The sequence below is a fragment of the Metabacillus sp. Hm71 genome (genome assembly GCF_051842955.2).
Taxonomy (GTDB): Bacteria; Bacillota; Bacilli; order Bacillales; family Bacillaceae; genus Metabacillus.
Map to the genome: position 1 here is coordinate 1,777,745 of NZ_CM200278.1, position 17,603 is coordinate 1,795,347.

The following is a 17,603-nucleotide window of genomic DNA, read 5'->3' on the forward strand; positions in this document are numbered from 1 at the left end:
TAGGAGGAATGAGTAATGAAAACAATTAAGATTCCAGGATTAGATAAACCGGTAACGACTCTTATTCAAGGGTCCGACTATTTTAGACCAAGTGTTTATGAAAGAGTATGCAGTGTATTAGATCGTTATTTTGCAATAGGCGGCAATACCATTGATACCGCTTATATCTACTGTGGCGGAGAAAGTGAAGTGGCAATTGGCCAATGGATGAAGGATCGTAATAATCGTGAAGATGTTGTCATTCTTACAAAAGGAGCACATCATGATCAAAATGGTCCACGTGTTAATCCGGAGGCCATTTCTAAAGATCTATTTGAGAGCTTAGAGCGCCTTGGAACAGATTATATTGATTTATATGCATTGCATCGTGATGATCCTAATGTACCAGTCAGTATCATTATCGATGCTTTAAATGAACATATTAAAGCAGGGCGCATCAAAGCAATTGGCGGATCCAATTGGACAGTGCAACGCTTGCAGGAGGCAAATGAATACGCAGCAGAAAATGGACTTGTTGGCTTCACCTTCAGCAGTCCTAATCTAAGTTTAGCGAAAGCAAAAGAACCTTTCTGGGCGGGCTGTGTTTCAGCTGATGCCTCTGATTGTGCATGGCATAAAGAACACCAGCTGCCGATTCTATCCTGGTCTTCCCAAGCAAGAGGCTTCTTTACCGGCCGCTTTACACCAGAAGATCGAAGCAATGAAGATCTTGTTCGTGTATTTTATAGTGATGAGAACTGGGAACGCCTTCGCCGCGCAGAACAATTAGCGAAAGAGAAGGGAGTTACAACAATTCAAATCGCGCTGGCATATGTATTGAATCAACCGTTTCCTACTTGTGCTCTTATTGGTGCACAAAATGAGGAGGAATTACAATCATGTTATGAAGGCTCAAAAATTGTGTTGACAGAAGATGAAATCAACTGGTTGGAGCATGTTGAAAAAAGTGTTAGTTAGTAATCTTTAACTCTCTATACCTTTTAAACAATCAGGTACTAAATCAAAGAGAAAATGACTCTTATGGTTTAATACCTGATTTTTTTATGGAGAACATTTAGGCAAAAAAACACCTTAGTTTTGTACAAATGTAAATGAATTTTCTCTATGTTTTTCCAATTTTGCCTCTTTTATAATAATCGTGAAACTTCAATGTATGTTAAAGGAGGCAATAAAGGGATGGCTGGTGAAAACAATCCGCTTTTATTAACAGATGAGCAGATGAGAAGATTTATAACAGATGGTTTTCTCGTTTTAAAAACCGATTTTTCTAATGAATTCCATGAAAGATTAAATGAACAGTTATTGAAAGTGTATGAGGAAGAGGGGAATCCAGGAAATAACTTATTACCAAGAGTAACAGAGCTGCAAAGAGTATTTGAACATCCGGTTATTACGGGAGCACTGACAAGTGTTCTCGGGCCTGATTATATGCTGCATGCCCATCGACATGGTCATTATAATGCCTCATCAGTGCCAGGAGGTTGGCATAAGGACAGTTATTGGGGCTATAACCGCATGCGGAACCATCATCCGTGGTGGGCAATGATTATGTATTTTCCACAGGATACACCAGCGGAATTGGGTCCTACCGGTATCCTGCCTGGTACCCAAAATTACGACTCCCGCGTCTTTGAGTCTGATGAATTGGATCAAGAGGTATTAGCATGTGGAGATGCAGGTACATTTGCTTTAATACACTATGATATTTGGCATCGTGCCACACCAAACACACTTGGAAACCCGCGATTTATGCTTAAGTTTGAGTTTATGCGCACAAAAGCACCAACAAAGCCAAGCTGGAACAATGTTGAAGGCGCGTGGAAGCTTCCTGAATCAACTAGCGCATTATTTGCCCAGCATAACGTAATGTGGGAAGAAACTTGGAATTGGTTATCAGGGAAAATTGGCAGCATGGCATCAACTGCAACATGTTCGTCCGATTTGATCGAAAATAAGCTAAGTTTGTTAGAGGATGAATTTGAACCAGTTGCATTGAATGCTGCTTATGAGCTTGCATGTTGTGGGAAAGCTGGTGTCCAAAGCCTGTTATCATCCTTGCAGCATGATAATAGCAATGTGTCGCGGCTCGCTGCTTATGGGTTATCGATTGCAGGAAAAGAAGCAATTCCAGGTTTAATCCAAGCATTGGATCATAGCAGAACCACAACAGTAGTGCGCGCGATTTTTGCTCTTAGTGAACAGAGACATCAGGCTGCTGAAGCCGTTCCTGCTCTGAACCGATTACTAGAAAATGCTTCGGTGATCGTTCGCAGATCGATTGCTGAAGCACTTGGAATGATCGGCAGTCCGGTTAAGGATGCTGTCGACGGATTAATCTGTTGTTTACAAGATGAGGATGCACAGGTTCGCTTTATGGCAGGTCTTTCGTTATCAAGAATTGGTGCATCAGCAGACCCGGCAGTTCCTCAATTGGAAATCGCTTTGCAGGATGAAAACCGGTATGTACGTGCTCATGCAGCAGAAGCTCTTCGTTATATTGGGACAGAGCAAGCAAACAAAGCGTTGATTACGTTTTTATTTAATTCAAGATGGTGCCCGACTACGACACCGGCAAATACGTTTTATCCGTAAATCTACTTCGGATTGATACGTGATTTTGCTGATAATTCACGAAATGAAGTTGGAGAAAGTCCTGTAAGTTCTTTAAATACTCTTGAAAAATAGGAAAGCTCCATCCCTACTGAATCGGAAATTGATGAGACATTTCGTTCACTAACGATAAGTAACTCCTTTGCTTTTTCAATTTTTCTGCGGTTTATGTATTGAATCGGCGAAGAACCAGTAAAATTCTTAAAAACGGAAATAAAATAATTTGGATGGAAATTAGCCATTTGTGCAAGAGATTCCACAGATAAATTTCCATCCAAATGCTCTTCAATATAGGTTAAAATGACATCCATTTTATCAAATGAAGGGGATGCATTCATTTTAAAATGAATCGTCTGGCTTTTCTCAAGGAATACGGCAATGATTTCGAGCAGGATGGAATGAACACGGAAGGTGCTAGAAAGGCGATCACTATGCATGTACGAAATAAGTTGCTGGAATTTTTCTTCTAGTTCAAATTCTTCCGGCTTGATAAAAACGGGTGTCTTCATTAGTTGAAATAAATGAAAATCACCGATTTTCGCAGTGAAATGGCACCAATATTTTCCGAACGTATTGTCGCTTATTGTTCCATATGATTGAACAGAGCCCGAAGGCAGTAAATAAAGCTCACCAGCTTTAGGATAAAACGTCTCATGATTTACTTTGACGAAACCTTCACCTTCCATGATGTAATAAAGCTTATTAAAATCAGTTGTATAATTTTCATCACGCCAAGATTTAGGGACCTTTGTATAAGCCGCAATGGAAACATCCAATTGTACATTTGCGAGATTTTTCCCTAAAAATGTTCCTGCCCGATTTTCCATCTGATTCTACCACTCTCTTTCTATTAATTCTTGCAAAAATAGAAAAATCCGAATAAGGGACTCATTAATGTCCGATATTCGGATCAATGTTTTAGAAGGTATGTTGAAATAAAAACTTTAGAAAGAAAAACAAAATTTCTGGAAAGTAAAAAGAAATCAGTAAGCGTTTTCATATATAACGCCTTTAAATTTTATCTTAAGATGTGAATTGTCACCTTTCATAAAATCCTTCTTCATATCTTTAATTCGCTTCACTGCATCTGTCATACCGGCAGCATTGATTTTATGTTCTTTTGTTTCATTACCTGTATCTATTAAAAAAACAAACTGTTTCATCACTGTATTCTCCTTAGGTGTATGATTGACTAAATTTTATTATATTATAAAACAAAATCTATTTTTTTGTAAGCGTTTTTAATGAATTTTTTTGAACAATTTGTGAGCGTTTTCGAAATATAGGTCAAGTGAAAGGTTTGTTAGGTTACAGTGGGGAAATTAGCTTAATGAACGCAGTTGAAAAGGAAAATAAGTCAGCGACCTTATTATTTTGAAAAAAAGTAATAAGGTCGCTTGTTAACGTCAATTCATATTATGCTATGTGGTATCTGACATTATTTCAGTAATTTAATAAATTCCCGCATAAACCCTGGCAGATCAGGCCACGCATGACCGGAAACAAGGTTCTTATGAATGTGTAAAGTTTCTTCAATATAGGTACCGCCACATGCTATTACATCGGGTTTACAAGCAATATATGCTGTATACTCCCGGCCCTTCATTAGATCTGGTACGACCGTTAGCACTTGTGCGGCATGACAAATTGCACCAACAGGCTTATTTTCTTCAAAGAAGTGACGGACAATATTCGGCAAGGATTCGTCTAAGCGGATATATTCAGGTGCGCGGCCACCAGGAATAATTAACCCGTCATAGTCTGATGGATTCACATCTGCAAACGATAGCTGCGAATCGATGCCATAAGCAGGTTTTTCAACATATGTCTCCATACCTTCAATAAAATCATGACTGACCGTTTGCAGTTTTTTTACAGAAGGTGAAGCTATCGTTACATCAAATCCTTCCTCCAGACATCGGTAATATGGATAAAAAATTTCAAGCGCCTCAACAGCATCTCCAGTAACAATCAGTACTCTCTTACTCATGAACAAAACCTCCCGTATCTCTTTATATAGTTGGTAACTCCTGTCATATTACCTTTTCATTTAATCAATTCGACAATTGTATATGATTTCCTTTTTATTTTATTCGATGATAAAGTTCGAAGATTATAAACTATAAGATTTGAGAGGATACTCAACATTTGTCATAAACAGGCATGTTTAACAATACCGTTATTTATGTTTTATAAGATTTAAACGAAAAAACTTCAATCAAGATGTTAGAAAAAATACCTCAAGTGAATGATCGGAAAGAGTTACCGTGTCATTAAAGATTTCGGTCCTGGGGTAAGCAATGATAAAAAATGGGTTAAAAGGAGTCAACAACGGAGGCAGTGAAGAACTCCTTGTTACCTAGATGTGTGAGGACTTCCCACTCTTTTGCTCCTTTGGATGCATTTCTATCTCATTCGAAGGCGGATGCCATCGCTCCATCATCTTCTTCATAATAATATGTTTTTTTACTTTCTCCATGAGGGATATCAGCATGAAAGGCGTCTGAACATCCTCGCATTTTGTTACTTTTATCCTGTTTTTGTTGATGTTGTAAAATAATGCTAGAATAGGTCTTTGCTAACTTGGTATAAAATCCCAATCTCTTTAAACTGTAATAGATAGTCTTGAAAAACGTATTAAAGGGGGGAAAAGGTAGGTACACTCATTATTTAACCTTTTCATGAACAGGCACTAAATTAATTGATTAGGAGGTTAATATGAAAGGGACAAGAGCAGTTCGACGGTTGTTGCTGATGTTAATTATTTTAGTATTTTTTGTGGGTAGCCAGCCAAACCTGGTTTTTGCTACTCAAGGGGTACAGGGCTTTTTAAAGAATGCTAACTTTGAAAGTATTGGTGCTTCAGGTAAGCTCATTATAAGCAGTATCTTTAGTAATTCGGTGAAGAATGAGGAAGAATACACACCTCCTGCATACGAAGCACCGTATACGCCTGCCCGCATGATTCCTGGTAATGAAAATCCTTATAGTGTACAAGTAAAGGTTACGAACAATACCGGTGAGACAATGAAAGCGGAGGACTTTGTGCTTTCGTATCACTGGACGCTGCCAGATGGAGAGGATATAACAAAAGAAGGAAGTCGCTTAGAAACTTCTTTACCCCAAGACATTACTCCTGGGAAATCTGTTACCCTTACAGCTAAGATAAAAACCCCAATACAGAGTGCACAGGGAAATCATCCTAATGAATATATCTTAAAATGGGATCTTTACAATCAAAAGAACAAGAAATGGCTTTCAGAAAACGGTGGGCCAAAAACCGGCGATTATACTGTACGTATTGAAGATCCTGCGTCAAATGGTATTGGACTGGAAAAGTTTTATCAGTTTCTTGGTAAAAATACCGGAGCTGGATCTACAGCAATGGTGAATTTACATAACGGAAACATGGTCTTTAGCTATGATCCATTTAATAATCCAGGACTGGGGCTATCGACATTTATACGATTTACGTACAACAGCTTGGATACCTCTGACTCTCCGCTAGGCCATGGTTGGACAATTTCTGCTTCAAATATAATGAAGCTAGGTAGTCCGCTTGAATTTGTCGGGAATGGTAATAAACCTCCGCGAGAAGTTACCTTAACTGACGGAGACGGGACAAGACATGTCTTTTACGTAAAAGATTCAAAGGCAGATAAGCCTGAGTATGTTGAACCAGCTGGAGTCAATCTTTATTTGGAAATGATTCAAACGGAAAAGAAAGAACGTCAATGGATATTTACCCGCTCTGACCGTACCCAATTTATTTTTGATGAAGATGGGTACCAGGTTGCCACACGTGATAAGAATGGAAACGAAATGCAGTTTGTGTATGAAGAGCGCCACTCTAACAAGAAACCTACCAAATTTTTAACCGCGCTAATTGATCCTTCTAAACGAGAAACGTTAAAAATTGATTACTACACCAAGGATGAAACAAAAAACCCGAAAATTATCGATAAAATTCAAGCGATAAAGGATATTTCAGGACGTACATTAGAGTTTACTTATAATGATAATAGTAGTGACGTACGAAACGGCACTCTTGCTCAAATTACGGATGGAGCTGGAACAAAAGACGCAAAAATTTTCCAGTTTGTGTATGATGCTAAATCCATCCATACGAAAATGGTAGCTGCTGTCGATCCACGCGGCAATAAAACAGAGTTTCGCTATATTGAAAACGGTAAAGACAACGGGAAAATAGAACAAATTATCGACAGGTTAAAGGGAGTAACCCGTTTTGATTATGAAGACACAGATAATCCGCCTAACAATGATTCAGAAGTAATCACAACAGTTACCGATGCGCTCAAGCATAAAACAACATATCAAATAAACGGGTATGGAAATCCCACTGAAATTACGAATGCCAAAAATTTAACAACCCGCATGCACTGGGACGACGATCATAATGTTGATCGCCTTGAAGAACCAAATGGAGCAGTGACAACCTGGTCTTATGAGGATAACGGACTGCTGGTGTTAAAAACCGATGCTGTCAATAACGCCATTAAAGATCCATCTAAGAGAAAATCGCAAAAGCTTGAATATCAATATTCTAAAGATGGCCATGTCGCTGACCTTGTGAAAAAAACAAGTCCTGAAGGTCGTGTCCATACGTTTACCTATGACAGCACAGGCAATTTGTTATCTGTCACAGACCCTAAAGGAAATGCTACCGAAGAATCGGGAGATTACACGACTACGTACACCTATTATGGAACGACAGGCCTGTTGCATACGGTCACTGATGCAAACGGCGGTGTTACCACTTATGGAGATTCTGATGCACAGAACTATGGATATGATCCAAATGGCTATCCAACGACGATTACCGATGCGCTTAAACAAGAAACCAGCTATCAATATGGGAAGCGCGGTGAAGTACTCTCCATCATAGATGCCAAAGGGAAGAAAAGTGAATATACGTACGATGTTTTCAACCGCCCTCTCACAAGTAAAGTCCCTAAGGATCAAGAAAAGGGAGAATACATTGTCACACCTGCTCCAGTTTATGACCAAAATGATAATGTGATTAGTCAAACAGCACCAAATGGAGCGAAATCGGACTATACTTACGATGCTGTCGATCAGATGGTTACAGCAATTGAGCCGAAAGATTCCGATACATCACCTGTTCGAAAAACAACTTACGAATTCGATCTGATAGGAAACCTTGTCAAACAAACTGAACCAAAAGGGAATTTAACGCCTGATGATCCAACTGATTTTACAACAACTTATATTTATGACGAACTGGATCAGTTGATCAGTACATCCAACAGTAAAAATCACAAAATTACCTATGAATATGACAAGGTAGGAAACACCGTAAAAATAACCGAACCAAAAGGAAATGAAACAGAAGAAAAAGATGATTATACATCCCAAGCTAAATTCGATCTCAATCATCGTGTTATAGAAGAAATTGATGCAAAAGGAAACAGCATCAAATATGTATATGACCATGACAGCAACCGTATTCAAGTTGTAAATAAAGAGGGCCGGACCCTAACGACTGTCTATGATGAACGCGGTCTGGTAGAGGAAATGAGGATTCCTCACGAAGAAGGAAAAACGGCCGTCATGCGTTATGAGTACGATGAAGTTGGGAATCGGACGAAGGTAATCGCACCAAGAGGAATGGAAACAGCAGAAACAGACGATTTCACACAAAAAATTGTTTACGATGCCCTAAACAGAGAAAAAGAAATCATCTATCCGATTGATCCATCCAGTGATAATCCGCGTGATCGCGAACAACATAAACTGATTAAGTATTATGACGAAGTAGGCAATTTAACAAAAGTGAGTGCGCCTCCATCAGAAGGTCAGAAAGTTCGCAATGACAATACGTATTCCTACTTTGACAACGGATGGGTTAAAAGTTCGAGCGACCCTTGGGATATCCAAACAAGCTTTGAATACAATGAGATTGGTTTGCAGACGAAACGGACTCTTACCAGTGCAGGAGGTTCGAGCAGTCGGACAATGAGCTGGTCGTATTATCCGGACGGGAAATTGAAGTCTAAAACAGATGACGGATTCCCCGTAGGCGAACAAGTTGCTCTTGTCGATAATAGTGACAAGCAAAACATAGAGTCGACAGATAATTGGGAAACAGCTGACGCAGAAAAAGGCTATCACGGATATAACTATTTTTATAGTCATAAAGGTAACGGACAGAATCAATTTAGCTGGAAGCTGCATATTCCCGAATCAGGTGAGTATACGGTTTATATCAAATATCCTGCCCGGTCTGACTCGGCAAGTGATGCTCCTTTCACGATTGAACACGAAAAAGGAACAAACGAAAAAACAGTTGATCAGAAGGAAAATGCCGGAGAATGGGTATCCCTTGGTAAATACACCTTTGATGAAAAGAAAACTGGGAAGCTTACTCTTTCCAACAAAGCAAACGGAACAGTCATAGCAGATGCCGTTAAATTAGTTCGAGAAAAAGGAAATACGAAAGACGAAGAATCCAAACAATTAGATTACTACTATGATGCCAATGCTAATCTAATAAAAATGACCGATTCAAGCTCAGGATCGAAAACGGATACTTATGAAATGACCTATACGGAACTGAATGAGATCCTGAAAGTCGAGGAATTAAAAGACGGTAAAAATCTGCATACAACGACGTATTCCTATGACGCAAATGGGAATGCAATTAAAAGACAGCATGATCAAGATATATCAGATTATGTTTTTAATGAATTAAATCAGGTTGAAAAAGTAACCAATAAAGAAAATGGCAATGAACCAAAGGTTACTACTTATGAGTATACAAAGAACGGATTAAAGCAGCAGGAGAAAAAGGGCAATGGCAATGTGGTTACCTACTCTTACTACTGGGATAACTTACTAAAACAGCAGACAGAGAAAAAGCCTGATGGCACCATTGTTAATCAACATTCGCTTGAATACAATGCTGACGGTCATAAAGTGAAAGATACCCTTCAAATGCTTGACGCTGACAATAAATCAGTAAATAGTGTGCTTTCTTATAAGTACAACCTCATGGGACAAATTGTTGAATACACCAAGACCGGTGATAACGCAAAAACCGAAACCTATGTGCATGATGCGAACGGCAATGTGATTGAAGAAACGATTGACGGCAAAAAAACGAATTTTAATTATGACCGCAACCGTCTCCAAACGATGGAAACAGGCGGTGTCACGGTAAGTTACAACTATGATCCGACAGGCCGATTAGACACAGTAACAGCCAATGATAAACAGCTTGAGAGATATAAATATGATGGATTTGACCGAGTATCCGAGCATCAACAGTTGAACGAACAGGGAAATACAGAGGTTACAAGATATACGTATGATCCGTTAGATCGGACAGTGAGCCAAACGGTTAATGCAGAGAAAGATGGCGCAAAAACAACCAATTTCAACTATCTTGGCCTCTCAGATAATGTCCTGAATGAGGAAATTGCCGGAGAGATTACAAAATCCTATCAGTATTCCCCATGGGGCGAACGATTGTCGATGGTAAAATACACTGACAATGAAGGACAAGAAGATTCCTACTATGGCTACAATCCTCATACAGATGTTGAGACATTGACAGATGACAAAGGGAGCACCAGAGCTACTTATGGATATACCGCTTACGGGCAAAATGATGAGAAGGCATTTACAGGCGTTGATAAGCCTGAACCTAACAATCCTGATCAAGAGCCGTATAACAATTACAGGTATAATTCAAAACGCTGGGATCCCGCAACTAAGCAATATGATATGGGCTTCAGGAATTACGATCCAGGCTTAAACCGTTTCTTGAGCCGTGATATGTACAACGGGGCGTTATCAGATATGAGCCTCACAACGGATCCATATACAAACAACCCTTATGCCTTTGCAGGGGGAAATCCGATCACAAACGTGGAATATGACGGCCATTTCGCATTCGTTGTTGTGTTAATTCCAATTTCTGCTGAAGCGATAGGCTGGGCAGTTGCTGGAACCGTTGCGGTTGTAGGTACAGCAGCAGTTGTGGATCAAGCTTCAAAATCCGATGTTTTTGAAGGTGAAGAAGAAACAACTCAGACCCAGACTAAAGCCGAAACAGCTACTAAAGATATCGCAGCTGAGGTAAAGGCACATGTCAGAACGAAAGCAAGAGAACGCGGTGAGGAAAATCAATGTACGAAAGCATTAAAGAATCCAAACGTATCAGGTCAGGTCCCGTATGGTTGCACCGATTTAAGCTTGATGGTTATTAATCAACGGGCAGAAGATGCAAAGAATGCACCGAATAATAGAAGAAAGAACGCTATTCTCAATGGTGCATTTACCTATGCGGCAGTCGAATATGTAGATAAGAACGGCCAGGTCCAACGAAAAACCTTCCGCAATGTATCGCATAATGAAATTAGGTCAAACCCTGAAAAATATCAAGGGGTGCCAGGCCAGGGAGTGCATGCTGAAGGAATGATGGATCATTGGCTTCAAGATAATGGCATCACACCTGATCGAGTAAGAAGGATCTATGTTGAACAACAACCATGCAGTACTTCTTTTAAATGTGATGAAAGGGTAAGCAAATATAGTTCAAAAGGGGCAAAAGTTACCTATAGCTTCTATACAGAAGCTGATAAAAAAGCCGTTGTCAAGGCCCTCTTTTCGGTAATCAGAGGTTTATTCGGCTTATAATGTGAATTAAATAAATAGTATGAGGCCGGTATCTATGATAGATACCGGCTCCTGCTTCATATTATAATGGTGATAAGGGAGGGAACAGCTTGAAAAAATTATGGAAAAATGCACTTCATCATAGGGAGTTTTGGATCGATTATTTTTTTCTCGAAACTGACCCGGAAGTCTGGGAAAATGAATTCGTGATAGACGATGAACCTTTTGCTTATGAATACGAAAATCCAATTCGATTCCCAATTACAAAGGACTCTGGTCTTTTATTGGAGATGGGTGAATATTTGCCGAGCACTTCATTGAAAATCTATGATCGTTCAGCTCCGACCGGGATTGAAATTGGAAAATTTGATGATTCACACCCACATGCCGCCGTGCTGCGCTTCGAGGAAGTTGAAGCACTAGGCAATTTTCTAGCTCAGCAAGTGCCTGAGTATCCTAGTGCTCCTTACATATTGCTTAGCAACTTTATGGCCATTACGGATGCTGATGATTTAGAACGGATCCATCAAAAAACAAAAGAGGCCTGGCGGTCACTCGCACTGTTTTCAGATGATTTCATTCAAGATGAGGTCATCGATCGCATTGGATATCCTATAAAGGGTATTCAATTTACCCATCAGCCCGAATTTGGGTGGTACTGTGAAGGAGAAGCCTCCTTTTTGAGTTTACGAATCTCTGACAATAAGAGATTTCCTTTTAAAATGCTTAAGGAACTATTAAATCATTTAGGTACATAATGAAACTGAGTTTGTATTGCGGTTTGAATAAGTTAATAATTATGAAAATCCAGTTCATCATGAATCTGGATTTTTTCTAATATTAGAAAAATAGTTCTTCTTTGAAAAAGAAGAACCAATTTAACAAAAAACTTTATATATAGCATTTAAAATAGGTAAAGCGCAAATGCAATGACCACAAGTATTCCTAAAATAATATAAATCCATGAAAGCCTGGAGATATTCCCCTTTGTTGCTTCATCGTAATTTTGATCACCTTTTCCACCTAATAAAATAGTGCCAACTAATGATAATAAACCAATAATTATGACTAAAATAATGGCTAGCTTCATAAGGGCTTCGCTCCTATAAAAGAAGTATTTGTATTATTGCTTATATCATAATAGTAGCTCAGTTTATTGTGAATTTCTATCCTTTAAAAGAGTGTGATGCCAATAAACTTATCGTAAATTTGTATAAAATATGACGAAGGAATAACAAAAGGATCATATGGCAAGATGTGAGAGGCTATGATAAATTTATAAAAAACGATTACTGAAAATAGAGGGACTAAGTTTGAATAAGGCAAGTATCCCTTTGCTTATTCAATTTTAAGAGTTTCTCCAGGAGGGGCAAATGTTTTTTTCACTTAGAAATCGCCTGTTTATTATTTTTACGTTATTACTAACGGTGCCATTCCTGCTTTTGTCTATCATTATTCCTACCTGGTTTACATCGGTCATTGAAGAACAAACAAAAGACTCAACACTTGAAATGATGGATCAGTACTCACTATATATTGATTCTATTACGACCCAAGCAGAAGATCTTGGAAAACAAGTCCTTATCAATCAAGCAACTCAACAGTGGTTAAAGACAGAAAAAGAAAAGGAAAATGTATCAAGTGCGCAACGGTTATTAATAAAAAACCAATTGAAAATGCAGCTATCATCGATGATGGTTAATAATTCAAATGGAATGTCGATATCCGTTTTTTTAAATGATGGGACAGGTACATGGGGGAATATACCGGAATTAAAAGACATGACGTGGTACAAAGATTTTTTAGACAATGATCAAAGATGGGTAAAAACTCATAAAGACGCCTTTCAACTTCATCAAGAAATGCGTGAAAAAAACATGAATAGTTATCTGATCCCTTTGTTTGATATGAATATGTTAGAGTTATCCGGAATTATTAAAGTAAGCTTTCCATCATCCTTGCTTGAAACCGCCTTAAGCAAAATCAAGCTTGGAGAAAGCGGTCGAGTCTATTTATTAGATCAACAAGGATTGAATGTTTTATCAGGCCAAGTACAAACACCTAAAGAAGTCATCAATAAAAGCTTTAAGAAAATAACCAGCGACAGTCAGGATAAAGGCTTGATCGAAACAGGCTACAATGGAGAAGATTATCTCGTATTCTATCAAAAATTAAAAGTTGGAGACTGGGTTCTCATTAGCGAAATTACCAAGGCAGAGTTATTTGGCAAAATCAATCAGTTACAAAAGAATTTGTTCATCATAAGCGCTTTAATTTTTTTGATAACGATCATTACGTCTTATTTGCTTTCTTCTAATATTGTTAGTCCTTTAGGTAAGCTTACAAAAGCAATGAGATTAGTAGAAAGAGGAGATTTTGCCGCAGCAAAAAGAGTAATGCCTCCAATAAAATCTTATAATCATGAAGTCGGATATGTGATAAAGGTTTTTAATCGTACAATTGAACAACTCAATCATTTAATCCAAACAGAATATGAAGCAAATATTCGAAGAAAAGATGCTGAATATAAAGCGCTTTTATTACAGATCAATCCTCACTTTTTGAATAATACACTCGAAATTATTGGAGGATTAGCCGTCCAAGGAAAAAAGAAAGAAGTAATGAATGTAAGCATTTATTTGGGCAAGATGATGAGATACTCATTAAACACGGAAACAGACGTTGTTAAATTAGGTGAAGAAATTACCTATATCAGAAGTTTCATAGAGATTCTAAAAATAAGGTATGAAGGTGCTCTCACATATGTAATTGAAGAAGATGAAGCAACAAGAACGATACCGATTATTAAATTTATTATCCAACCGCTTGTAGAAAACGCTGTGAAATATAGTTTCATAGAAAAAACAAAAGCCGAAATTAAAGTTAAAACAGAATTGAAAGAAGATCTCCTTACCATTCTAGTAGAAGATAAAGGGTCAGGAATGTCTAATGTGGTGAAAGATGACATCTTAAATATCAATAAAAAGAATGAAACAACACATGTATTAGAAAGCAGAGGCAACAGCATAGGCCTTAAGAATGTCATCAGTCGATTACATTTATATTACGGGGATCGTTTTACTTTTAACATCCAATCTGAAGTGGGGAAAGGTACAAGTATTACATTATGTATAAAAGTTGCAGAGGGGGATATACATGATGAAGGTTATCATCACAGATGATGAAATTCAAATTCGTAAAGGGCTGCGAATGAAGATTGATTGGGAAGAGGAAGGCTTTAATATTGTTGGGGAAGCTGCAAATGGAAAAGAAACACTTGAATTATTAAAGAAAATCAATGTTGATGTTGTCATAACGGATGTCAGAATGCCAATCATGGATGGGATTGAATTTGTTAAGAGATGCCATATCGAGCATCCTGATGTGAAAGTGATCGTGTTATCCGGCTATTCTGATTTCGAATATGTAAGAACATCACTCGTAGAAGGAGTAAAAGATTATTTACTAAAGCCGGTTGCTCCTGATGAATTAATTGATGCTTTAAAAAGAATACAGTGTGAAATAGAGGAAGAAAAGAAAAAACAACTCGAAACCGAAAGAATGAACAGATTGGTTCATAATCAGTTAGAAGAAATGAAAGAACAATATTTACTTCATTTAGTCAAAGAGGAATGGTCTGAGCTTACGATTGCGATAGAGAGATTACAACAGCTTCAATTAGCGGAATTTGCAAATATAAATGCGCGTGTTCAGTTTTTCACTGTAGAAATAAGAGCTTTTGATTCCAACCCAAAATTGGTTAAGGAATTATGGCTTCCGTTTTCGATGTTGTGCAAGGAAATCTCTCAGGATTATAAAGGAACGTACTCTTTTTATGATGCAAGTTATGCCAATATGCTTCATTTTATTCATCTGATCGATTCTGAAGATCAGAATCAAACAGCCAGCATCGTTCAAATCATTCAAAGAAATGTGAAGAAGTATTTAAATGTGGAGACGGTTGTTGGAATTGGCAAGATTGTGACAGGTATTACAGAGTTTAAAACAGGTTATATTTCAGCATTGCTTTCATGGAGCCAAAGTCAGCCCGGCACATATTCCCAAGTGATTGATGGGACAATTACGAAAGAAATCGTTGAGTTTTCTTCTTCTGTTGAGAAAAAATTGGTTAATTCAATTGAAAATGTCAATCATGATGAATTTAAGAAAAATATGGAGTCGATTTTAGGTGAGAGCCATAATCATTCCATGATGTCTTTTTCATTTGTTGCCAATCGAATATTATTTTTATTAGGTTCACTTGCAACAAAATATGATCTTGATACAAACGAAATGATATGGACCTGCCAACAACGGATTTGGGAGCTTAATGCTCATAAGAGAGTAATGGAACAGCTGATTGAATTAGCAGAATTGATTATAGAGAAAGTAAAAGACGCCCGCTATTCTTCAAATGGGTTGGTTATCGTAGAAAATGTCCGCCGTTATTTGGACAAGCACTATGCAAGTGAAATATCTCTTACGACTTTATCAGAAAAGTTTCATATCAACAGTGCTTATTTATCTGAAATCTTTAAACAACATGTTGGGAAAAATTTTAGTGATTATCTCGTCGAATTGCGAATGACGAATGCCCGCGAGTTTTTGAAAGACGAACAGTTAAAAATTATCGATGTGGCTTACCTGGCAGGGTTTTCAAATTCCGGTTATTTTAGCACTGTTTTTAAAAAGCATTTTGGTCAAACACCAGCTGAATTCCGTAAGTCTCTACAGCTGAATCAAAGTGTAAGGTAAGGGGCTACTATGAAAAAAAGAACCGCTATTATTATTTTTATTGTTTTTATTACCGCAATAGCAGGATATACGTTTTCTTTTTTCAAAACATACACAAGTAATCAAGAGGATCAAGATTTGAGGCTAAATGAGAACCGGGATAAAATTGAACTTACCTTTTGGAGAAATTATGGGACAAAATTAGAAAATGATGCGTATAAAGAACTTATTGCTGCTTTTGAAGCAGCCCATCCTTCAATAGATATTCAAATGGTTTCCATTCCATATGGGGATTATGAATTGAGGCTGAGAACAGAGATCGCAGCGGGAAATCCCCCGGATATCATGTCAATAGACAGTCCGAATTTAGCTTTATATGCCCATTCCGGATCATTATTATCGATTGACCACTATATGAAGACAGAAGGAAATATTGACGATATCCCTCCTTCCACGCTCGATGGATTAAAATATAAAAATGAAATTTATCTTTCGCCAGTAGTAGAGTCAGGAGTGGCTTTATTTTATAATATGCACTTATTTAAAGAGGGTGGAGTGCCTTTTCCTTCAAAAGATCCTCATTCTCCAATGACCTGGAATGAGGTGTTGGAGATTGCTAAAAAACTTAATCATCCTGCTAAGGGTATTTATGGCATCGATCCTGCTCAAGGGTTTAACGGTGGCGAGGCACCGGCATATTTTAAAATGCCGCTTTTATGGCAATTTGGTGCAGAGGTTTTAAGTCCTGATGCGAACACTTCAGACGGTTATTTAAATTCGCAAAATGCGTTAGAAGCACTGCAATTTTATCAGGATCTCTATCATAAACATAAAGTAGCTGTCGTAGAATTGCCGCCAGATCCTTTTGTCTCAGGTCATCTTGCCATGACAGTTTTAGGTTCTTGGACATTAGCTGAATTTGAAAAGAATTTTCCGGAATTTAAGTTGGGAGAAGATTATGGAGTGGCGCCGCTGCCAAAGGCGAAAAATCAAGTTGCACCAAACGGCGGCTGGGCTTTAGGAATCTCATCAAAGTCTGAATATCCGGAAGAAGCATGGGAATTTATTAAGTATGTGACAAGTTTCGAAGGATCAAAAAGGTATGTAGAAATAACAGGTGATCTTCCTGCGAGATATTCAGTAGCTGAAGAATTTCCTGAGCTTACCACCTACCCGAAGAATATTTTTGTCCAACAAGCCCAAAATTACTCAAAGAATCGGCCTGTTACACCAGCTTATCCTGTCGTAAGTGATGCGATCAAAAAATTGTTTGAGGAAGTAGGAATTGGCGGAAAGGATATAAAAGCATCAGCAGATGAGGCTGTTGAAAAAATTAATAAGAGCTTACATGATATTCAATAGATATCCTCTAGTTATTAGACTAGGGGATTTTTTTATTCAAAAAACACCCAAAAATATTAAATATCCACATCCGAAAAAATTGAAATATTCCTTTTTCATTGTTTGATATAGTTGAAATCACAAAGAGAACATAAAGTTGGTGAAGACAAATGAACGAAAGGTGAAAATTTGAAATCGCTTTCCGGTTGATTTCTCTGAAAGTTTTCTACCGGTTCATTTTTTCACAAAGGGGGAAA

At 37.9% G+C, this 17,603-nt stretch carries 11 protein-coding genes; 7 read left to right on the plus strand and 4 right to left on the minus strand.

The window, feature by feature from the left end:
- Positions 1 to 15: 15 nt before the first annotated feature.
- Positions 16 to 957 carry an aldo/keto reductase gene (locus ACSVDH_RS08465; protein ID WP_439252297.1) on the plus strand — a complete coding sequence of 314 codons (942 nt, stop codon included), beginning with the start codon at positions 16 to 18 and terminating at the stop codon, positions 955 to 957.
- A gap of 219 nt (positions 958 to 1,176) precedes the next feature.
- Entirely contained in the window at positions 1,177 to 2,592 is a 1,416-nt protein-coding gene (locus tag ACSVDH_RS08470; protein WP_439252298.1) for a HEAT repeat domain-containing protein, read from the plus strand.
- Positions 2,593 to 2,594: 2 nt separating this feature from the next.
- Here ACSVDH_RS08470 and ACSVDH_RS08475 read toward each other — a convergent pair whose 3' ends face one another.
- From ACSVDH_RS08475 to ACSVDH_RS08485, 3 genes are all read right to left on the minus strand, one after another.
- Positions 2,595 to 3,437, minus strand: a complete 843-nt coding sequence (locus ACSVDH_RS08475; RefSeq protein ID WP_299089641.1) for a helix-turn-helix domain-containing protein — start codon at positions 3,435 to 3,437, stop codon at positions 2,595 to 2,597.
- Positions 3,438 to 3,593: 156 nt separating this feature from the next.
- On the minus strand, positions 3,594 to 3,773 hold the full coding sequence (locus tag ACSVDH_RS08480; RefSeq protein WP_299089643.1) for a hypothetical protein: 180 nt from the start codon (positions 3,771 to 3,773) through the stop codon (positions 3,594 to 3,596).
- A 275-nt stretch (positions 3,774 to 4,048) separates the two neighbouring features.
- Positions 4,049 to 4,600: a DJ-1/PfpI family protein gene (locus tag ACSVDH_RS08485; RefSeq protein ID WP_299089646.1), complete on the minus strand. Its 552-nt coding sequence runs from the start codon at positions 4,598 to 4,600 to the stop codon at positions 4,049 to 4,051.
- A gap of 728 nt (positions 4,601 to 5,328) precedes the next feature.
- On the opposite strand from ACSVDH_RS08485, the gene ACSVDH_RS08490 reads away from it, so the two are divergent.
- Positions 5,329 to 11,292 carry a golvesin C-terminal-like domain-containing protein gene (locus ACSVDH_RS08490; protein ID WP_439252299.1) on the plus strand — a complete coding sequence of 1,988 codons (5,964 nt, stop codon included), beginning with the start codon at positions 5,329 to 5,331 and terminating at the stop codon, positions 11,290 to 11,292.
- Between the two features lie 89 nt (positions 11,293 to 11,381).
- Complete coding sequence (locus tag ACSVDH_RS08495) at positions 11,382 to 12,029, plus strand: hypothetical protein (protein WP_439252300.1); 648 nt, start codon at positions 11,382 to 11,384, stop codon at positions 12,027 to 12,029.
- Between the two features lie 146 nt (positions 12,030 to 12,175).
- Here ACSVDH_RS08495 and ACSVDH_RS08500 read toward each other — a convergent pair whose 3' ends face one another.
- Positions 12,176 to 12,361, minus strand: coding sequence for a hypothetical protein (locus ACSVDH_RS08500; RefSeq protein ID WP_299089648.1), 186 nt, complete (start codon positions 12,359 to 12,361; stop codon positions 12,176 to 12,178).
- Between the two features lie 283 nt (positions 12,362 to 12,644).
- Here ACSVDH_RS08500 and ACSVDH_RS08505 point away from each other — a divergent pair, with 283 nt between their 5' ends.
- Genes ACSVDH_RS08505 through ACSVDH_RS08515 form a run of 3 tightly spaced genes read left to right on the plus strand, consistent with a single transcriptional unit; the run spans position 12,645 to position 17,367 of the window.
- Positions 12,645 to 14,453: a sensor histidine kinase gene (locus ACSVDH_RS08505; RefSeq protein WP_439252301.1), complete on the plus strand. Its 1,809-nt coding sequence runs from the start codon at positions 12,645 to 12,647 to the stop codon at positions 14,451 to 14,453.
- Positions 14,431 to 16,026, plus strand: a complete 1,596-nt coding sequence (locus ACSVDH_RS08510; protein ID WP_439252302.1) for a response regulator transcription factor — start codon at positions 14,431 to 14,433, stop codon at positions 16,024 to 16,026. The genes ACSVDH_RS08505 and ACSVDH_RS08510 overlap by 23 nt, the downstream gene beginning before the upstream one ends.
- A gap of 9 nt (positions 16,027 to 16,035) precedes the next feature.
- Positions 16,036 to 17,367: an ABC transporter substrate-binding protein gene (locus ACSVDH_RS08515; protein ID WP_439252303.1), complete on the plus strand. Its 1,332-nt coding sequence runs from the start codon at positions 16,036 to 16,038 to the stop codon at positions 17,365 to 17,367.
- Positions 17,368 to 17,603 lie beyond the last annotated feature (236 nt).